General features: G+C 45.2%; 18 protein-coding genes and 1 other RNA gene. 12 read left to right on the top strand and 7 right to left on the bottom strand.

Going from position 1 to position 17,070, the window contains the following annotated elements; all coding sequences use genetic code 11:
- Positions 1–254: 254 nt before the first annotated feature.
- The 3 genes from ACFFUV_RS08685 to smpB all read right to left on the bottom strand — a co-directional run bounded on the left by ACFFUV_RS08685 (position 255) and on the right by smpB (position 2,581).
- Positions 255–1,496 carry an integrase domain-containing protein gene (locus tag ACFFUV_RS08685; protein WP_053037317.1) on the bottom strand — a complete coding sequence of 414 codons (1,242 nt, stop codon included), beginning with the start codon at positions 1,494–1,496 and terminating at the stop codon, positions 255–257.
- Positions 1,497–1,661: 165 nt separating this feature from the next.
- Positions 1,662–2,028: a transfer-messenger RNA gene (gene ssrA, locus ACFFUV_RS08680) on the bottom strand.
- Positions 2,029–2,095: 67 nt separating this feature from the next.
- Positions 2,096–2,581: an SsrA-binding protein SmpB gene (smpB, locus tag ACFFUV_RS08675; RefSeq protein WP_390191273.1), complete on the bottom strand. Its 486-nt coding sequence runs from the start codon at positions 2,579–2,581 to the stop codon at positions 2,096–2,098.
- 117 nt (positions 2,582–2,698) lie between these two features.
- Between smpB and ACFFUV_RS08670 the strand changes: the two genes are divergently transcribed.
- Positions 2,699–3,157, top strand: coding sequence for an SRPBCC family protein (locus tag ACFFUV_RS08670; protein WP_390191271.1), 459 nt, complete (start codon positions 2,699–2,701; stop codon positions 3,155–3,157).
- Positions 3,154–3,516: an RnfH family protein gene (locus ACFFUV_RS08665; protein ID WP_390191269.1), complete on the top strand. Its 363-nt coding sequence runs from the start codon at positions 3,154–3,156 to the stop codon at positions 3,514–3,516. Before ACFFUV_RS08670 ends, ACFFUV_RS08665 begins: the two co-directional genes overlap by 4 nt.
- 84 nt (positions 3,517–3,600) lie before the next feature.
- Here ACFFUV_RS08665 and bamE read toward each other — a convergent pair whose 3' ends face one another.
- The 3 genes from bamE to nadK all read right to left on the bottom strand — a co-directional run bounded on the left by bamE (position 3,601) and on the right by nadK (position 6,767).
- Positions 3,601–3,960: an outer membrane protein assembly factor BamE gene (gene bamE, locus ACFFUV_RS08660; RefSeq protein WP_390191267.1), complete on the bottom strand. Its 360-nt coding sequence runs from the start codon at positions 3,958–3,960 to the stop codon at positions 3,601–3,603.
- A gap of 145 nt (positions 3,961–4,105) precedes the next feature.
- On the bottom strand, positions 4,106–5,770 hold the full coding sequence (recN, locus tag ACFFUV_RS08655; RefSeq protein ID WP_390191266.1) for a DNA repair protein RecN: 1,665 nt from the start codon (positions 5,768–5,770) through the stop codon (positions 4,106–4,108).
- A gap of 112 nt (positions 5,771–5,882) precedes the next feature.
- Positions 5,883–6,767 (bottom strand): NAD(+) kinase, encoded by an 885-nt coding sequence (gene nadK / locus ACFFUV_RS08650; RefSeq protein ID WP_390191265.1) that lies wholly within the window; start codon positions 6,765–6,767, stop codon positions 5,883–5,885.
- A 143-nt stretch (positions 6,768–6,910) separates the two neighbouring features.
- Here nadK and grpE point away from each other — a divergent pair, with 143 nt between their 5' ends.
- From grpE to ACFFUV_RS08600, 10 genes are all read left to right on the top strand, one after another.
- Complete coding sequence (gene grpE / locus ACFFUV_RS08645) at positions 6,911–7,516, top strand: nucleotide exchange factor GrpE (RefSeq protein ID WP_390191263.1); 606 nt, start codon at positions 6,911–6,913, stop codon at positions 7,514–7,516.
- Positions 7,517–7,797: 281 nt separating this feature from the next.
- Positions 7,798–9,714 (top strand): molecular chaperone DnaK, encoded by a 1,917-nt coding sequence (gene dnaK / locus ACFFUV_RS08640; RefSeq protein WP_390191260.1) that lies wholly within the window; start codon positions 7,798–7,800, stop codon positions 9,712–9,714.
- A 224-nt stretch (positions 9,715–9,938) separates the two neighbouring features.
- Complete coding sequence (dnaJ, locus tag ACFFUV_RS08635) at positions 9,939–11,087, top strand: molecular chaperone DnaJ (protein ID WP_390191259.1); 1,149 nt, start codon at positions 9,939–9,941, stop codon at positions 11,085–11,087.
- A gap of 222 nt (positions 11,088–11,309) precedes the next feature.
- On the top strand, positions 11,310–12,161 hold the full coding sequence (locus tag ACFFUV_RS08630; protein ID WP_390191257.1) for a MurR/RpiR family transcriptional regulator: 852 nt from the start codon (positions 11,310–11,312) through the stop codon (positions 12,159–12,161).
- Between the two features lie 254 nt (positions 12,162–12,415).
- Positions 12,416–13,252 (top strand): transporter substrate-binding domain-containing protein, encoded by an 837-nt coding sequence (locus tag ACFFUV_RS08625; protein ID WP_390191254.1) that lies wholly within the window; start codon positions 12,416–12,418, stop codon positions 13,250–13,252.
- Positions 13,253–13,258: 6 nt separating this feature from the next.
- Positions 13,259–13,864 carry a DUF1989 domain-containing protein gene (locus ACFFUV_RS08620; RefSeq protein ID WP_390191251.1) on the top strand — a complete coding sequence of 202 codons (606 nt, stop codon included), beginning with the start codon at positions 13,259–13,261 and terminating at the stop codon, positions 13,862–13,864.
- Between the two features lie 9 nt (positions 13,865–13,873).
- On the top strand, positions 13,874–14,518 hold the full coding sequence (locus tag ACFFUV_RS08615) for an urea carboxylase-associated family protein (protein WP_390191248.1): 645 nt from the start codon (positions 13,874–13,876) through the stop codon (positions 14,516–14,518).
- A gap of 11 nt (positions 14,519–14,529) precedes the next feature.
- Complete coding sequence (locus ACFFUV_RS08610; RefSeq protein WP_390191245.1) at positions 14,530–15,177, top strand: amino acid ABC transporter permease; 648 nt, start codon at positions 14,530–14,532, stop codon at positions 15,175–15,177.
- Between the two features lie 4 nt (positions 15,178–15,181).
- Entirely contained in the window at positions 15,182–15,844 is a 663-nt protein-coding gene (locus tag ACFFUV_RS08605) for an amino acid ABC transporter permease (protein WP_390191244.1), read from the top strand.
- A 9-nt stretch (positions 15,845–15,853) separates the two neighbouring features.
- On the top strand, positions 15,854–16,531 hold the full coding sequence (locus ACFFUV_RS08600) for a DUF1989 domain-containing protein (RefSeq protein ID WP_390191242.1): 678 nt from the start codon (positions 15,854–15,856) through the stop codon (positions 16,529–16,531).
- A gap of 45 nt (positions 16,532–16,576) precedes the next feature.
- Here ACFFUV_RS08600 and ACFFUV_RS08595 read toward each other — a convergent pair whose 3' ends face one another.
- Positions 16,577–16,969 carry a type IV pilin protein gene (locus tag ACFFUV_RS08595; protein WP_390191240.1) on the bottom strand — a complete coding sequence of 131 codons (393 nt, stop codon included), beginning with the start codon at positions 16,967–16,969 and terminating at the stop codon, positions 16,577–16,579.
- Positions 16,970–17,070: the final 101 nt, after the last annotated feature.

The following is a 17,070-nucleotide window of genomic DNA, read 5'->3' as shown; positions in this document are numbered from 1 at the left end:
GATGCTACTAGCATCCTCTTTTCTTTTTAAGCATGTATAAATGATTAAGTGATTCTCAACTAGCTCGGTGACTGGGGCTATGTGTCAACGCCAAATACTTGAGATACCTCCGTTCAGTTCACACGACCCCGCACCCTGCGCCGTACCCAGAGCTATTTTTTCTATGGGTAAATTCCTTTAAACCACTTATTTTACAAGCTCTAGCAGCACACCTGCTTCCATGTGGTGGGTAGAGGTATAGAGCTATATGGTAATCAACCTGCCAATTTAAGCCCTTTTCGTCTCGCGAGTGATACATTTCCCTCAGCAGAAGCGGTGATATGATCGCTCCACCAGCTCATCATAGGGCGGCGGCGTTCAAGGTAGTCAGTACGGTTATAGGCGCTACGCACTTGGTTATCATCGACGTGTGCTAGTGACGCTTCGATCAAGTCACGGTCAAAGCCTTGTTCATTGAGAGTGGTACTCGCTAGCGATCGTAAACCGTGACTAACAAGTCGACCTGCAAACCCCATACGTTTTAGAGCCATATTTGCCGTTTGGCTGTTACACGGTTTCTTCGGATCGCGATCTGAAGGAAAGATAAATTCACGATGGCCGCTTATCGGCTTCATTACATCTAATAGCGCCAGCATCTGCTCTGTGAGCGGGATGCGGTGCTCTCTTCTTTTTTTCATTCTCTCGGCTGGAATAGTCCATATCTTTTCCTCCCACTCAATCTCATCCCATCTAGCGCCTGCGGCTTCAGAAGGACGAGTCATGGTGTGTAGTTGCCACTCAATTAAACAACGAGTAGTACGCTTTATACTGGCATTGGCGATAGCTCCCATGAGCTCTGGTAATTCATTTGGTGCTAGTGCTGCCATGTTTTCTTTTTTGGGCTTTTTGAAAGCGGCTCGAATACCGGTTAATGGATTAGCTTTTACAAGACCACAGTTTGCCGCGTAGTTCATTATTTCGTTTAAGCGTTGAGATAAGCGTTTAACGGTCTCTAGGCTGCCTTTTGCTTCGATAGGCCTAAGTAGATCAATAACGAGTGGGGCATCGATATCTTTTACTGGTGAATTCGCTATTTGCGGAAATACATGAAGTTCTAGTGAGCGCCAGATATCGACAGCATAGTCTGGAGTGACTTCGTGTTTTTTGAGGTTGAACCAATCTTCAGAGACTTTAGCAAAGGTATGTTCGTAGATTTCTTTGTGAACGAGTTCTTGGCGTTTTCGTTCTTCTTGAGGATCAATCCCCTGAGCTAGCAGCTCTCTGGCTGCCATAGTATTTTTACGAGCATTGGCAAGAGATAAGTCTGGATATCTACCTAGGCTAAGGTTTGCTCGTTTTCCTGTAATGGGTTTGTAGTAGTTAAAGAGCCACTGTTTTGAACCGTTAGGCTTGATACGTAATCGAAGGCCATCACCATCAAACAAGTTGTATTCTTTATCCTTGGGCTTCGCTGATTTGATATCTTTGTCTGTTAGACGAGTAGTTATTTTTGCCATGTTGGGTACACCAGATTAACTCATTAAAATCAGTGTACCCTGTTGTGTACCCAAAGATCAAAGAAGTAGTGAGACGTCCTTGGATGTTGATGGATGCTAAGTTATTGATTTTTCGTTATTGTAGGCACAAAAAAAGACGCCCTTGGACGTCTTTAGATGTTGAATTGGTGGAGCTGGCGGGAGTTGAACCCGCGTCCGGAAACCATTCATCTTCGGTACTACATGCTTAGTCGATCTTTAATTTCACCACCCGACTGCGAACCGACACGCGACCGAATGGCTAACCTGAATTATATCTCACGCTTCATCCCTCAGGTGGGGGAATCCACGCCAGCTTGATTTGGTTTGACCTTCCTGAATCCCCGTCTTACAAGCGGAAGCTAGGGAGGAAGGGCTCTAAGCAGGTTATTAAGCTGCTAGTGCGTAGTTTTCGTCGTTTGCGACTATTTTTTTGCGGTTTGTTAACGAGGCCTACCGCACCTCGGCATGCACCTTAGACTGCAAAATTCCCGTCGAATCCTGAATCAGCCCCAAGGTATGGTGTGCATAGTAACAGATAAGTAGCGGCTGTCTAGCTCTATGCGTCTGATCGGTTAAGATTAACGCAGTGAACTTTTCATCACACGCGCTTTTTGACGTTGCCAATCTTTATCTTTTAAATCAGTACGTTTATCGTGAAGTTTTTTACCTTTAGCCACACCAATTTTCAGCTTCGCCCAAGAGCGAGACCAATAAAGGGATAGAGCGGTTAAAGTCATGCCTTCACGGTTGATTCGACCAAATAGGTTATCGAGTTCACGACGCGAAAGTAGCAGTTTACGAACCCGTGTTGGCTCAGAAACCACATGGGTGGAGGCTTGAGTCAGTGGCGTGATTGTCATCCCACTGATAAAAGCCTCTCCGTCACGCATGAAAACATAGCTTTCAGCGATATTTGCTTTGCCTTGGCGAAGTGATTTGACTTCCCAGCCTTGTAACTCAAGGCCCGCTTCGTACTCATCTTCAATGAAGTACTCGTGGCGAGCTTTTTTATTGAGTGCGATGGTATTGCTACCCGCTTTTTGTTTTGATTTTTTCTTTGCCATAATGGGGGCATTATACGGATCACAAGTGGGTTAGGAAATGCTTTTATTTGCGCAAAGCGTGAATAACAGTAAAATTAACCAAAGCTTGAGAATCAGGCTGTCGTTATAGGAGTTTGTATGAAGCAAGTCACTCGCTCTGCACTGGTCTCTTTTAGTGCTGAGCAGATGTATGACCTCGTCAATGATGTCGCAAAATATCCTGAGTTTTTGCCTGGGTGTTCCGGTTCGAGAGTACTAGAAAGCTCAGCGACTGCGATGGTGGCTTCTGTTGATGTCTCCAAAGCGGGGATTAGCAAGACGTTTACCACGTCCAATACGCTTATTCCTTGCGAAGCCATTTTAATGAATTTGGTCGATGGGCCATTCAAAAGCTTACAAGGTGGATGGTACTTTACGCCACTCGATGAACAAGCATGTAAAGTTGAATTGAAATTAGAATTTGATTTTTCAAGCAAAATGATAGAAATGGCGTTTGGCAAAGTATTTAGTGAACTGACCAATAACATGGTGAACGCGTTCACTCAGCGAGCAAAGCATGTCTATCAACCAGCAAATAAAACCGGTGTTCTTGCATGAGTATTGAATCAGATATGATCCATGTTGAAGTCGTCTATGCGCTTCCACAAGAGCAGCGAGTTTTTACGATGGTGGTGAACAAATCGATGACCGTAGAGGAAATTATATCTGAATCAGGTGTATTAGAACTCTATCCTGAGATAGATTTGTCCAAGAATAAGGTCGGTGTGTTTAGCCGTAATGTGAAGCTTGATGCGACGGTTCGCGACCATGATCGTATTGAAATTTATCGTCCTTTATTAGCTGATCCCAAAGAGATTCGTCGTAAGCGAGCTGAGCAGGCTAAACAAAAAGGGACTGCAGACCCTGTGACTGGCGGTAAACCGAATACCCAGCGCAAAAAAGAAGGCTCGTTGTAACGAGCCTTCTTTTTGTATAGCGAGTTTGAATAACAGAAAACGCGAATATTGTTGGCACACACATTGTGGTTGCGTATTAGCGGATTAATTCAAACCTTCAAAAAACTTATCACTGGCTTCGAAGTCGCCATTGAGGTTAACCAGTTGACCTTTATCATTAAAGTTCACCACTAAGTTTTTTTGAATGGAGTCATGGTGACCTTCGGTATGGTGGTAAATGTAGTACCAAGTGTCAGGGTAGCCATTTTCGATTAACATTGGCGAACCCATAACGTAACGCACCTGTTCCTTTGTCATGCCAAATTTGAGCTGATCAACAGCTTGCTGTTCAACATAGTTTCCTTGATTGATGTCGATACGATAAACCAGTTTCTCTGCCAAAGAGCAACCTGTCAGTATGGTCATCGCGAGCGGTAGGGCTACAAGCCACTTTTTCATTTGCATACTCAAATTCTACTACTGAGAAATCATAAAACTGCGGTGATGATAAACCAAGCAGGGCATGAAAGTAAAAACATGCCCAGCGATTGAATTGTTTCAGACCGTTATTTTTGAATTTGGTTGCAAAGTTAAGCGAATATTTCTGTGTTTACGCGGCGATTAATAGCTCTTTGGCATTGGCAAGCGTTGATTGGGTAATCTCACTTCCACCCAATAAGCGAGCGAGCTCAGAAATACGTTGCTCTTGGTCTAAACAGTGCATTTGTGTTTCGGTATGGCCTTTCTTGGTTTGTTTTGCCACAAACAGTTGTTGATGACCACAGCCTGCAACTTGAGGTAAATGAGTAACACACAATACCTGAGTTGATTCACCAAGTTGGCGAAGCATGCGGCCAACGACGGCAGCTGTTGGTCCGCTGATCCCTACGTCTACTTCATCAAAAATTAGGCTTGGAGTATCGACTTTTTGCGCCGTAATTACTTGAATTGCCAATGAAATTCGTGATAATTCACCACCGGAAGCCACTTTTGAAATTGGCTGCAAGGGTTGGCCTGGGTTGGTTGAGACTAAGAAGCAGACGGAATCCATGCCGAGTGGTGATGGATGTTCGTTATTATTCATCACTTCAATAGAGAACTGTGCTTTCTCCATACTTAACTCATGCATACTCTTGGTGATCAGCTTATTCAGTTCTTTGGCATAGCGACTACGAGATTTATGCAGCTTCTCAGCGCTGACTAGAAAGGCTTGATACAGCGATTCTACTTCAGCTTCGATCATTTCAATTCGCTCATCAGAGCAATCAAGTTGCTCTATTTCTTGGCGCAAATTTTGATGATGCTGATAAAGTTCCTCTGGCATCACACTATGTTTACGAGACACCGACATAACTTTGGAGAAGCGTTCTTCAACAAAGGCCATTCGTGCTGGGTCGACATCAATACTATCAAGGTAGCTGCGTAATTCATTGTTGGCTTCTTCAATCTGAATCATCGCTTCTGAAATTAGGTTTGGAAGCTCGCTCAGTGCGTTGTCCATTTCAGCAATTTGAATCATTGAATGGCTAGCGGTTTGCAAAATACCCAATGCGTTAACTTCTTCGCCTTCATAAAGCTGTTCAATGACCTGTTGGCAGGTTGCCGCCAGTTCACCGCTATTAGCAAGACGCTTATGTTCTTGTTCTAACTCAGTAAACTCTTCTTCGCCAATGGCTAACTCGTTAAGTTCTTTGATTTGATATTCGAGTAGCTGCTTTTGTGCGAGGTTTTGTTGGCTGTTTTCGCGCAGTTGTTTGAGTTGATTATCCGCTTGTCGCCACTTTTGGTACGCCTTACGAGTCGCTGTAGTCAGGTTGACGTGGCCTGCGTACTGGTCAAGCATCGACATTTGATGCTCACTTTTCATCAATTGATGATGGGCATGTTGTCCATGGATGTTGACCAGTAGTTGCCCTAGTGATTTCAATTGAGATAAAGGAACTGGGCTGCCATTAATGAACGCACGAGAACGGCCTTCTTTGGTGATAATACGGCGCAATATGCATTCGCTGCCATCAAGGAGATCGTTATCTTCCAGCCAGCGCGAGGCGTGAATATTATTGTCGAGCAAAAACGCGGCGCTAACCTCGGTTTTTTCCTCACCGGGCCTCACCATACCAGCTTCTGCGCGGCCACCTAAACATAAGCCGAGAGCATCAATGGCGATCGATTTACCCGCACCAGTTTCCCCAGTGATGGTGGTCATTCCTTTAGCAAGTTCCAGTTGTAAGGATTTGACGATAGCGAAATTATTAACACTTAGATGAGCCAGCATTTTTGCACCTGTATAATTGAACAATACTGTATAAGAAAACAGTATATACTGTTTCTTTATACAGTAAAGATCTTGAGGTGCGTTTTTTTTGTTCAGTTGAAAAAATTTGGAACTAGAACAACTTACTTGACCAACCTAATTTATTTCGTAGGACGTGATAGTAGCTGTAATCTTGAGGGTGGATAAGACGCAGAACGTTAGGGCTTTGATAAATAAGCACTTCGTCCCCAGGGGAGACAGGTAAAGAGATTTGCCCATCGCAGCTTACTTCTTGTGTTCCTCGATTATCTGGTGAGACGATGAGTTTAATTTGGCGATTGCCGTCAACCACGAGAGGACGAGAAGACAAGGTATGAGGAAACATAGGAACTAACGAAATAGCATTTAAACTTGGTGATAAAATAGGGCCACCACCAGAGAGAGAATAAGCGGTTGAACCGGTTGGAGTAGAGACGATTATTCCATCCGAGCGTTGAGAGAAAGCAAAGCTGTCATCAATATAAACTTCAAATTCAATCATGTGCGCGATTTTTCCTGGGTGGAGAACCGCTTCGTTGAGTGCCGAGTTATGACTTTTGATTTGCCCATGGCGATGCACTTCCGCTTCGAGTAAAAAGCGTTCTTCTTCGATATACTCACCCTGCAACACTTTTTGCAGCGAGGCTTGAAAGTCTTCAGGGTTGAGATCCGTAAGAAACCCTAGATTGCCACGATTAACCCCAATAACAGACACGTCAAAGCGCGATAGAACACGTGCGGCACCCAGCATATTTCCATCACCGCCCACCACGATCGCCAAATCGGCTTTTTGCCCAAGTTCAAGTAAGCTTGCAAAATGCTCGCGTGGAAGATCGACCAAAATATCGCTTAATCTATCATCAATAAAGACGGAATAACCTTCTTCTGAAAGCCAGCAGTAAAGCTCTTTATGGGTTTGAATTGCTTGCTGATCTCTTGGTTTCCCAATGATGGCGATCGTTTCAAAAGGTGTTTTCATAACTTTTCCACACGAAATAGGCTTGAATCGAGTTTCTTCATCCCCATAATAATGGCAAGTCACGTATTTATGCGAATTTTTATGTGTTTAATTCCGCTGGTCTGAGCGGCAAGCACCTTAACGTTGAATTCTCGGAGATATTCATGAGCAACGAAGAAAACAAACCGAACGAAGAAGAACTACAGCCAGAGAACGTTGAACAACAAGACGATGTCGATGCTGTGGGTATGGAAGCGGATATCGATTGGAACCAAGAATCAGAGCTAGATGACGCAGACAGCAAAATTGCTCAACTTGAAGCCGCGCTGTTGGCCAGCGAAGCGAAAGTGAAAGAGCAACAAGACTCGGTGCTTCGTGCCAAGGCGGAAGTTGAAAATATGCGTCGCCGCACCGAACAAGAGATTGATAAGGCGCGTAAATACGCACTGAACAAATTCTCTGAAGAGTTGTTGCCAGTTATTGATAACTTAGAACGTGCGATTCAAGCGGCAGATGCTGAAAATGAAATTGTGAAGCCAATCCTCGAAGGGGTTGAGCTAACACATAAAACCTTCATTGATGTCGTGACGAAATTTGGTTTGAGCGAAATCAACCCTGAGGGTGAAGCGTTCAACCCAGAATTGCATCAAGCGATGTCAATTCAAGAAAGCCCTGATCATGAGCCGAATACGGTGATGTTTGTGATGCAAAAAGGCTATGAATTGAACGGCCGAGTGATTCGTCCTGCAATGGTTATGGTTTCAAAATAAACAGCCTACATTAATAGTTGAAAAGGAGGCGAGAATCGCCTCCTTTTTCATGCAGTAAGCTGAACAAATTCAACATTTGTTCAAATAACGGCGGAAAAGAAGAAAAAGAACAACTTTTTTTGAATTCCCCCTTGAAAACATATTTGGCGCCCTTATCTAAGGTGCATAAGAGAAGCAAACATTAATGTTTTTGTTTGTGAGCAGGGTTGAATCCCAATTCTCCATCCCCACATAAGGGGATATAAACCAAACGAAAATAGAATTTATTCGGAGATAGCCTGATGGGTAAAATCATTGGTATTGACTTAGGTACTACTAACTCATGTGTTGCTGTATTAGACGGTGACAAGCCACGCGTTATTGAAAATGCGGAAGGCGAGCGTACAACAGCATCAGTAATTGCATATACAGATGGTGAGACGCTAGTAGGTCAGCCTGCAAAACGTCAAGCGGTAACTAACCCAACCAACACGCTATTTGCAATTAAGCGTTTAATCGGTCGTCGTTTTGAAGACGAAGAAGTACAACGTGATATCTCTATCATGCCGTACAAAATCGTTAAAGCAGACAACGGTGATGCTTGGGTTGAAGCTAAAGGCCAACAAATGGCGGCTCCTCAGGTTTCTGCTGAAGTACTGAAAAAAATGAAAAAAACCGCTGAGGATTTCCTTGGTGAAGAAGTAACAGGCGCTGTTATTACCGTTCCTGCTTACTTTAACGATGCACAGCGTCAAGCAACCAAAGATGCGGGTCGTATTGCGGGTCTTGAAGTGAAACGTATCATCAACGAGCCAACAGCAGCAGCGCTGGCTTACGGTCTAGACAAAAAAGGCGGTGATCGCACTATCGCTGTTTATGACCTTGGTGGTGGTACATTCGATATCTCTATTATCGAAATTGATGAAGTTGAAGGCGAGAAAACCTTCGAAGTTCTTGCAACCAACGGTGATACTCACCTAGGTGGTGAAGACTTTGATAACCGTCTAATCAACTACTTGGTTGATGAGTTCAAGAAAGAACAAGGAATCGATCTAAAAACAGACCCACTTGCGATGCAACGTGTGAAAGAAGCGGCTGAAAAAGCGAAAATCGAGCTTTCTTCTGCTTCTCAAACTGACGTTAACTTGCCATACGTGACTGCGGATGCAACTGGTCCTAAACACATGAACGTGAAAGTGACTCGTGCGAAACTAGAATCTCTAGTTGAAGACCTTGTTCAACGTTCACTTGAGCCACTAAAAGTTGCTCTGGCTGATGCGGATCTTTCTGTTGGTGATATCACTGACGTAATCCTTGTTGGTGGTCAAACTCGTATGCCTATGGTTCAAGCTAAGGTTGCTGAGTTCTTTGGTAAAGACGCACGTAAAGACGTGAACCCTGATGAAGCGGTTGCTATCGGCGCTGCAATTCAAGGCGGTGTTCTTGCGGGTGATGTGAAAGACGTTCTTCTTCTTGACGTAACGCCACTGTCATTTGGTATCGAAACCATGGGCGGTGTGATGACCAAGCTTATCGAGAAGAACACCACTATTCCGACTAAAGCGAACCAAGTGTTCTCAACAGCGGAAGATAACCAAAGTGCAGTAACCATTCACGTACTGCAAGGTGAGCGTAAGCAAGCGACTTACAACAAATCTCTAGGTCAATTTAACCTAGAAGGTATTCAGCCTGCACCACGTGGTATGCCGCAAATCGAAGTAACGTTCGACTTGGATGCCGATGGTATTCTGAATGTTTCAGCGAAAGACAAAAACACCGGTAAAGAGCAGAAGATTACGATCCAAGCTTCTGGTGGTCTAAGCGACGAAGAAATCGAGAAAATGGTTCAAGAAGCAGAAGCTAACAAAGAAGCGGACAAAAAGTTCGAAGAGCTAGCAACTGCACGTAACCAAGCTGACCAAATGATTCACGGCACTCGTAAGCAGATGGAAGAAGCGGGTGACGCTCTACCAGCTGATGAGAAAGAGAAAATTGATGCTGCAATCTCTGAGCTAGAAACAGCACGCAATGGCGACGACAAAGAAGCGATTGATGCGAAAACTCAAGCTCTGATGGCTGCGGCTCAAAAGCTGATGGAAATTGCTCAGCAGCAAGCTCAACAAGCTCAGGGCGCTGAAGGTGCTCAACAACAATCTTCACCAGAAGACGACGTTGTTGACGCTGAGTTTGAAGAAGTAAAAGAAGACGGCAAAAAATAATTTTTGAGTCGTTACGCTTGATTTCGTAACGGAAGTGCTCACGAATTTATGTAGCGTGCATTTTCTGGAACAAGTGAAAGCATTTGCGCGGGCGTTTGGGGAGACTCTTACGCCCGCCTATGTGTCAAGCGTGTCCGTATAGCTAAAGTTTTTTGCTTTAGCTATATCGATATAACCACCAAGCGGCAATGGGCCGTTTGCAGTAACATTTGGTGACGAGCAACATGTCAAAACGTGATTTTTACGAAGTATTAGGTGTCGGCCGTGATGCCGCAGAGCGCGATATTAAAAAGGCTTATAAACGCCTTGCTATGAAATATCATCCGGACCGTAATCCAGATGACGCAGGCGCGGCTGACAAATTTAAAGAAGTAAAAGAAGCGTATGAAGTACTGACCGACCCTCAAAAGAGAGCGGCTTATGATCAGTACGGTCATGCTGCCTTTGAACAAGGTGGTGGCGGCTTCGGTGGCGGTGGCGGCTTTGGCGGCGGCGGTGCTGACTTCGGTGATATTTTTGGTGATGTGTTTGGCGATATCTTCGGCGGTGGCCGTCGTGGTGGTGGCCAAGCGCGTGCCCAACGTGGCGCAGATTTGCGCTACAACATGGAATTAACGCTTGAAGAAGCGGTACGTGGCGTATCAAAAGAGATTGAAGTACCAACGCTTGTGCACTGTGACACGTGTAATGGTAGCGGTGCGAAGAAAGGTTCATCGCCTCAAACGTGTTCGACCTGTCATGGGCATGGCCAAGTACAGATGCGTCAAGGCTTCTTTGCGGTACAGCAAACCTGTCCAACCTGTCACGGCAAGGGCCAAATCATTAAAGATCCATGTGATGATTGTCATGGTCATGGCCGTAAACAGAAGAGTAAAACGCTGAATGTTAAAATTCCTGCAGGTGTCGATACGGGTGACCGTATTCGTCTTTCTGGCGAAGGTGAAGCGGGCGAAATGGGCGCACCCGCTGGTGACTTGTATGTGCAAGTTCACGTAAAAGATCACCATATTTTTGAGCGTGACGGTAACAACTTACATTGCGAAGTACCGGTTAGCTTTACCATGGCAGCGCTGGGTGGGGAAGTTGAAGTACCCACTTTAGATGGCCGAGTGAATCTCAAAGTACCTGCAGAAACTCAGACGGGACGCATGTTCCGCATGCGTGGTAAAGGTGTGAAAGGCGTACGTGGCGGCGTGGGTGACTTAATTGTTAAATTGGCAGTAGAAACCCCAGTCAACTTGAGTTCACGCCAAAAAGAGCTATTACGAGAGTTTGAAGAGTCTTGTGGTGGTGATGCCGCGACCAAGCATAAGCCGAAGTCTGAAGGCTTCTTTGAAGGCGTTAAGAAGTTTTTTGATGACCTAACCAGTTAATCTAAACACTCAGCAATTAAGTGGCTCTTAGTAAATAAGGGCCACTTTTTTTATGTCTGTTTCACATCAAGCTTCATGGCGCTGCTTATGCGAGCTTGAGGTGAGTTCTGGTAACATAGCGTATGAGAATGGCACAGTTATTGTAAACTCGCTACAACAAGCTCAGTATTGGGCGAACGGCCATGCTAGGTATAGGGAAATAAAAGTAGTAGGGAAATGTATATGCCCAAGAAATCACTCTCGTTAGAGAACCGTATACGTCAGAATTGGGAAAAATTATCAAGCCATGAGCAGCAACTGGCTGACGTATTGCTTGCTGCACCAGGACAGTTAGCGATGAATACGGCCACCGAACTGGCGGAGAGTGCAAACGTTTCAAAAGCCACGACATCACGCTTTTTCCGCCATCTTGGTTATGATAGCTATGATGAAGCACGACGTCAGGCGCGCGAGATGCAAAATAGCGGCTCGCCACTCTATTTACAAGCGCTATCTCGAGACTCCTCAATCGATAACATCGTTCAATCTCATTTGGAAAAAGAGATTGCAAACCTAGTCAATACCTATCGCCTTATTGATCACCAGCAACTTGATGACATGGCCACCGCCATCGCTAAAGCGAGACGAGTTGTGGTGCTTGGCTGGCGGCATAGTTATTCGATCGCGACAGTGATTTATCGCGATTTGATCAACCTTCATCAAGACGTGCGCTTATTGCCTCGTACGGGCGATTCACTGGCTGAACATTTAGCCGCGCTTGACTCACAAGATGTTGCGATTTGTGTTGGACTAAGACGCCGAATGTCGATTCTTGATTCCGCAATGGGCGCTCTGGAAGAGCTCGGTGTACCGATGATTTACATTACCGACTCACTATCAGGCAAGTCGGTAAAACACGCCAATTGGATAATCCGTTGCCATACGGAAAGCAGCATGATGTTTGATAGCACAGCATCATTATCCGGTGTGTGTAACCTTCTCACTTCTCTGGTTGGGCAAAAAGTCGAAAAGAATGGGAAAGACTTACTGTCACGAATCGAACTGGCTCATCAATGGATTGATGAACTGAGTTAACTCACGCTTTAGTTTGGTGCGACCTGCAATGATTTCTTCACCGTTATCGTGCAATCTTGCTGACGGCGATTGTTATTTTTATAACTTTAAGGAATTTGTGAAACGATTATTTCATTTCATGAAACATGTGTTTCTTATTGTTTTGAAAGGTTAAAAATGCAATTTTGATGATTTTTTAAACGAGCAAATAAATAAATTGGCACAATAAGTGCTCTATCTCTAGAGATGTTTCATTGAAGTAAAGGAATCTAGAGATGAAAAAGATAACGACACTGCTGATTACCGCCTTATCACTAGGGGTGATGTCGACAGCGAATGCTAATACCTTAGCTGATATCAAAAGTAGTGGAAAAATGACGGTGGGCATTGACCCTACTTTCCCTCCCTATGAATACACCAATAATCAGGGTGAGATTGTTGGCTATAGCGTCGCGATCATGAAGTCCTTTGCGGCGAAGCATGACCTCAAACTTGAAATGCAAAAAATGTCTTTTGGTGGCATTTTACCTGGCCTAATTTCTGGTTCGTTTGATGCCGAAGGTTCCTCCTTAAACTATACACCTGAGCGCGCTAAGAAAGTGGCCTTTACTGTCCCTTACAGTAAAACGGTTAATGGTGTCATGATGCGTAGTGAGCTTGCTGAAAATTATGCAGCAAAAATGTTGACGGTTGAAGACCTTTCAGGATTGCGTGGTGCAGTGAAGAGTACCAGCGTGCCAGAAAAGCTGCTTAAGTCGTTCAACCAAACGCTGAGTGACGCCGGAAAGGAGCCTATCACTATCATCAGTGTTGATACCCTTGACCAAACCGTCTCAACATTAATGACCAAACGCGCGGATTTCGTTATGGATGACATCTCTGTGCTGGCACCTCTTGTAACCAAGTATCCTAATCGTTTGAAGAAAGTGGGTGAGCTTGGGCCTACCCAGTGGATGGGGTGGGCAACTCGCAAGCAGGATACGGAACTCAATAAAGCCCTCAGCGAGCATATTCTTGCCATGCAAGAGAGTGGTGAGCTGACTCAGCTACAAAAACAGTTCCTTGGTGCCACTTTTACGGTACCGGCTGACAACTTCATTTCCGAGGAGTAACAGAGGATGTGCCAGAATATTCATGTACCAGCCGGCCACGGACAAACTTTCACTGTTCGTAAAGGTCAGCAAATTACTGTGATTGATAGTGACGGTCAGCAAGCCGCGGATTTTGTGGCAGTGAATGCGAATGATATCGATGAGAAGCTGTCCCCTGTTCACACTCGTCAGCACCTTCGTTCGCTGTTTTTTGAGCCGGGTGATGAGTTGTGGTCAAGCAATAATCGGCCCATGCTTAAGATTATTTCCGATACCATCGGGATTCACGATGCGAACGTGCCGGCTTGTGACCGTACTCGCTTTAGCATTGATTTTGCGGTTGAAGGGCATCGCAACTGCGTGGACAACTTACTGGAAGGCATGCGTGAGCATGGTGTGACTTACTATAGTTTGCCTGAGCCATTTAATTTGTTCCAAAACGGCCCAGTGACTGCTGAAGGTAAGATGGAAGTGACCGACCCGAATAGCAAAGCAGGTGATTCTATCACCTTTGAAGCTTTGTGTGATTTGGTCTGCGCTGTGTCTTCTTGCCCACAAGATATTATTCCGGGTAATGGTTTGCAGGTTACCCCCATCGATATTCGCGTTGATAACCAACCGATTCAGCAGTAGGAGACGATCATGTTATTAATGCGAGAAGCATACAGCGAAACACAAGTTCGTGAATTAGCTGAACCCGTCACGGTTGAAGCTGGCACATCAGGAGCAATTAAAGTGCTGCGCGGTCAACTTTTACGGATTACGGCACTGGAAGAGGGGGCTGTCGCCTCACTATTTGGCTTCAGTACAACCAATCCTAACGAATGGCTTTCTGTTCACCATACCCGAGTGTTTAGTAACAGTTATCTACTTGGTTCTGGAATGCGAATGGTCAACAACCGCCGTCGTCCCATGATGGTATTGGGTAAAGACGATGTTAAGCGTCATGATTTATTACTTCCTGGCTCTACAACTCAGTGGCTTGCAGATAAAGGCTATGCAGGACAAGGATGCATTGAAGCCGTTGAAGCCACACTCGCTGACCTCGGGATGAACGTGCCCAAGTTACCCGATCCCATAAACTTATTTATGCATGTGGAACTGACTCGCGAAGGGAAAATTATTCCTCAGCCTAACTTAACCAAGGCAGGCGATAGCATTACATGTCGAGTGGTCAGTGATACTCAGTTTATTGTCTCAACGTGTTGCACCGGGATTGAGGGCAATGACAAACCTGCAGCTGTGCAGTTATCAGTGGCAGAAGATTTATCGGGTTTTAATGACTAATCGGAGGAACGATGGGCAGTAGTAGTGAACAGATTCTAGCGGCGCTTCCCGAGTTGGGCCACGGGCTGTGGATTACTTTACAGTTAACCGTGATGGCCTCGCTCCTGAGTTTGTGTATGGGACAGTTAGGCTGCTATTTACAACTACGACCTTATCGTTTCTGGCGTTTTATTGGCCGTAGCTATGTCAGTATCATGCGTGGTACTCCGGCAATCGTTCAACTGTTTGTCGTGTTCTTCGCGCTTCCTAGCTTTGGGCTTGGCGGACAGCCGATGCTTGCCGCTGTCATTGCGATAGGCTTGAATAGTGGGGCCTATGTGAGCGAAATTTTTCGAGTAAACCACACGATGGTTTCTGCCGGGCAACTGGAAGCTGCACGTACTCTTGGGCTCACACGCCGAATGACTTGGTGGTATATCACCACGCCACAGGTTGTTCGGGCTAGTGTGCCGATGCTGGTCAATGAATTCACCATTTTATTAAAAACAACGCCACTGGCTTCTGTCGTGGCGCTAACCGAGCTCACTTACTCAGGACAAATTGTGATTGCGAGAACCTATGAAGCCACCACTGTCATGACGATTGTGGCTGTAGGTTACATGTTGATTGCGTTTCCTTTGATTAAATGCGCCCGTCACTTTGAGCTAAAGCGAGGATAGTAATATGGATTGGTCGTCGGTTGTCAGCTCATTACCTACTTTAACCGATGGGTTCATTTATACGTTAAAGCTGTGTTTGTTGTCCGCCACGCTGACATTGCTTTTAGGTGCATTGATCGCTTTTGTCTTGCTGCGCAACCCTCTCAAACTGCGTCGAATCGTACAGGTTTATTCAGATATTACTCTCAGCTTACCGTTGTTGATTGTGTTGTATGTGCTGTATTTCGTACTGCCTGAATTCGATGTTATTTGGTCTTCCCCAACGGTAGGCATCGTCGCCTTGACGTTATATTACTCACCGTATGTTGCCCAGGTTATTCGTTCAGCCATTCGCAACCTGCCGCAAGGGCAATGGGAAGCCTGTCATTCACTTGGTATGAATCGACGTCAAACGCTTGGCAAAGTGGTGTTACCACAATGCGTGCCGCAAATGATTTCGCCCTTAGTTGGGCTACTGATTGGGTTAATCAAAGATTCTGCGTTGCTCTCCGTCATTTCAGTACAAGAATTTATGTATGCAGCGAAACAAGCGATCTCGGAGACGTATGCTCCGTTAGAAATTTATCTTACCGTGGCGGCAATTTATTGGATTTTAAACAGCATTATTGATTGGCTTGCCCGCCGGACTGAGTCGCGAATGACGCGTTACCTCAATGCGGGTGCCTAGGAGAATAGAATGAGTAACGAAATTGTGTGTCGTCAAGAAATGGTTATTCCTGCTCGCTATGGAAAAGCGGTGCGTTTGGCAAAAGGAGAAGCAGTGCAAGTGGTGAACTTGCATGGAACCCAAGTTGTTGACTGTTGGGCATATAATGCCGACGACATTAATGAATATATGTGTATGGAAGCGACACGTGTTTGGAATCAGCGTTTAAACCCCATCGTCGGAGACAGTTTCATCACTGATCAGCGTCACCCGATTTTGACATTGGTTGAAGATACGTCACCTGGTGTTCATGATTCGTTTATGGCAGCGTGTGATGCGCGACGTTATGAGTTGTTAGGTTGTACTGAGCCGCACCGTAATTGTCATGATAATTTGCATCAAGCGATGCAAGAGCTCGGAGTGAGTTTGCCGTGCGGTAACTTGGCGTCATTGAATATTTTTATGAATATTCAAGTTCAGCCCGATGGCATCACGCTAAAAACGCTCCCTACCGTAACTCAACCTGGAGACTACATCATTTTACGTGCGGAAATGGATTGCTACGTTGCCTTTTCAGCTTGCCCTCAAGATATTGTCAGTATTCAGGGGCAGGGTGATAACACGCCTAAAGATGCTTATTTACGAGTGTTAACCAGTGGATTCCCGCAACCCGAAGTTGTCGATTCCTGGGTTCCTCAAGCTGTTTAATCTTAGGTTTCTTGGTGAGAGAAAAGCCCGCTTGATGCGGGCTTTTTAGTGCCAGCAATTTACTGGCGCGGCCTGTCCTGAAGAGTCGAGTGAGAGCTCATTATAACCCTGACCACGACACTGATCTTGTAACTGATGCCCAATTGGTATCGCTCGGATAACGTAGCGATACATTTCATGGTCGATGGCGAGGCGATAGCGCGAAGCATCCGAACTGCAAATCAAACATTCGCCAGCCGATAGAATGCTCTCAACCTGATAACCTTGATCATAATCTTGTTCAAGTCGCAGTTGAATTCGAGCCATATCAGTTTGTATTTGCTGACGGTGACGAGTGAGTTGGTGTTGGGTATAGCTTGGATACGCAATACTTAATAGCACCGATAGAACGGCGACAACGATCAGCAATTCGATCAGTGTCATGCCTTGAGGTTTCATGGCGGGCTCCTTACATTGAATTTTTCGAATCGTTTCGTGTAACAGTCATGTCCCCTTTTTCTCATATCTTGGTGTTCTGCTAGGATAAGCACAATGAAATT

This window comes from Vibrio olivae, assembly GCF_042428525.1.
In the GTDB taxonomy this organism is placed as follows: Bacteria; Pseudomonadota; Gammaproteobacteria; order Enterobacterales; family Vibrionaceae; genus Vibrio; species Vibrio olivae.
Note: the sequence above shows the minus strand (reverse complement) of the source record. Positions and strands in the feature narration are given on the sequence as shown.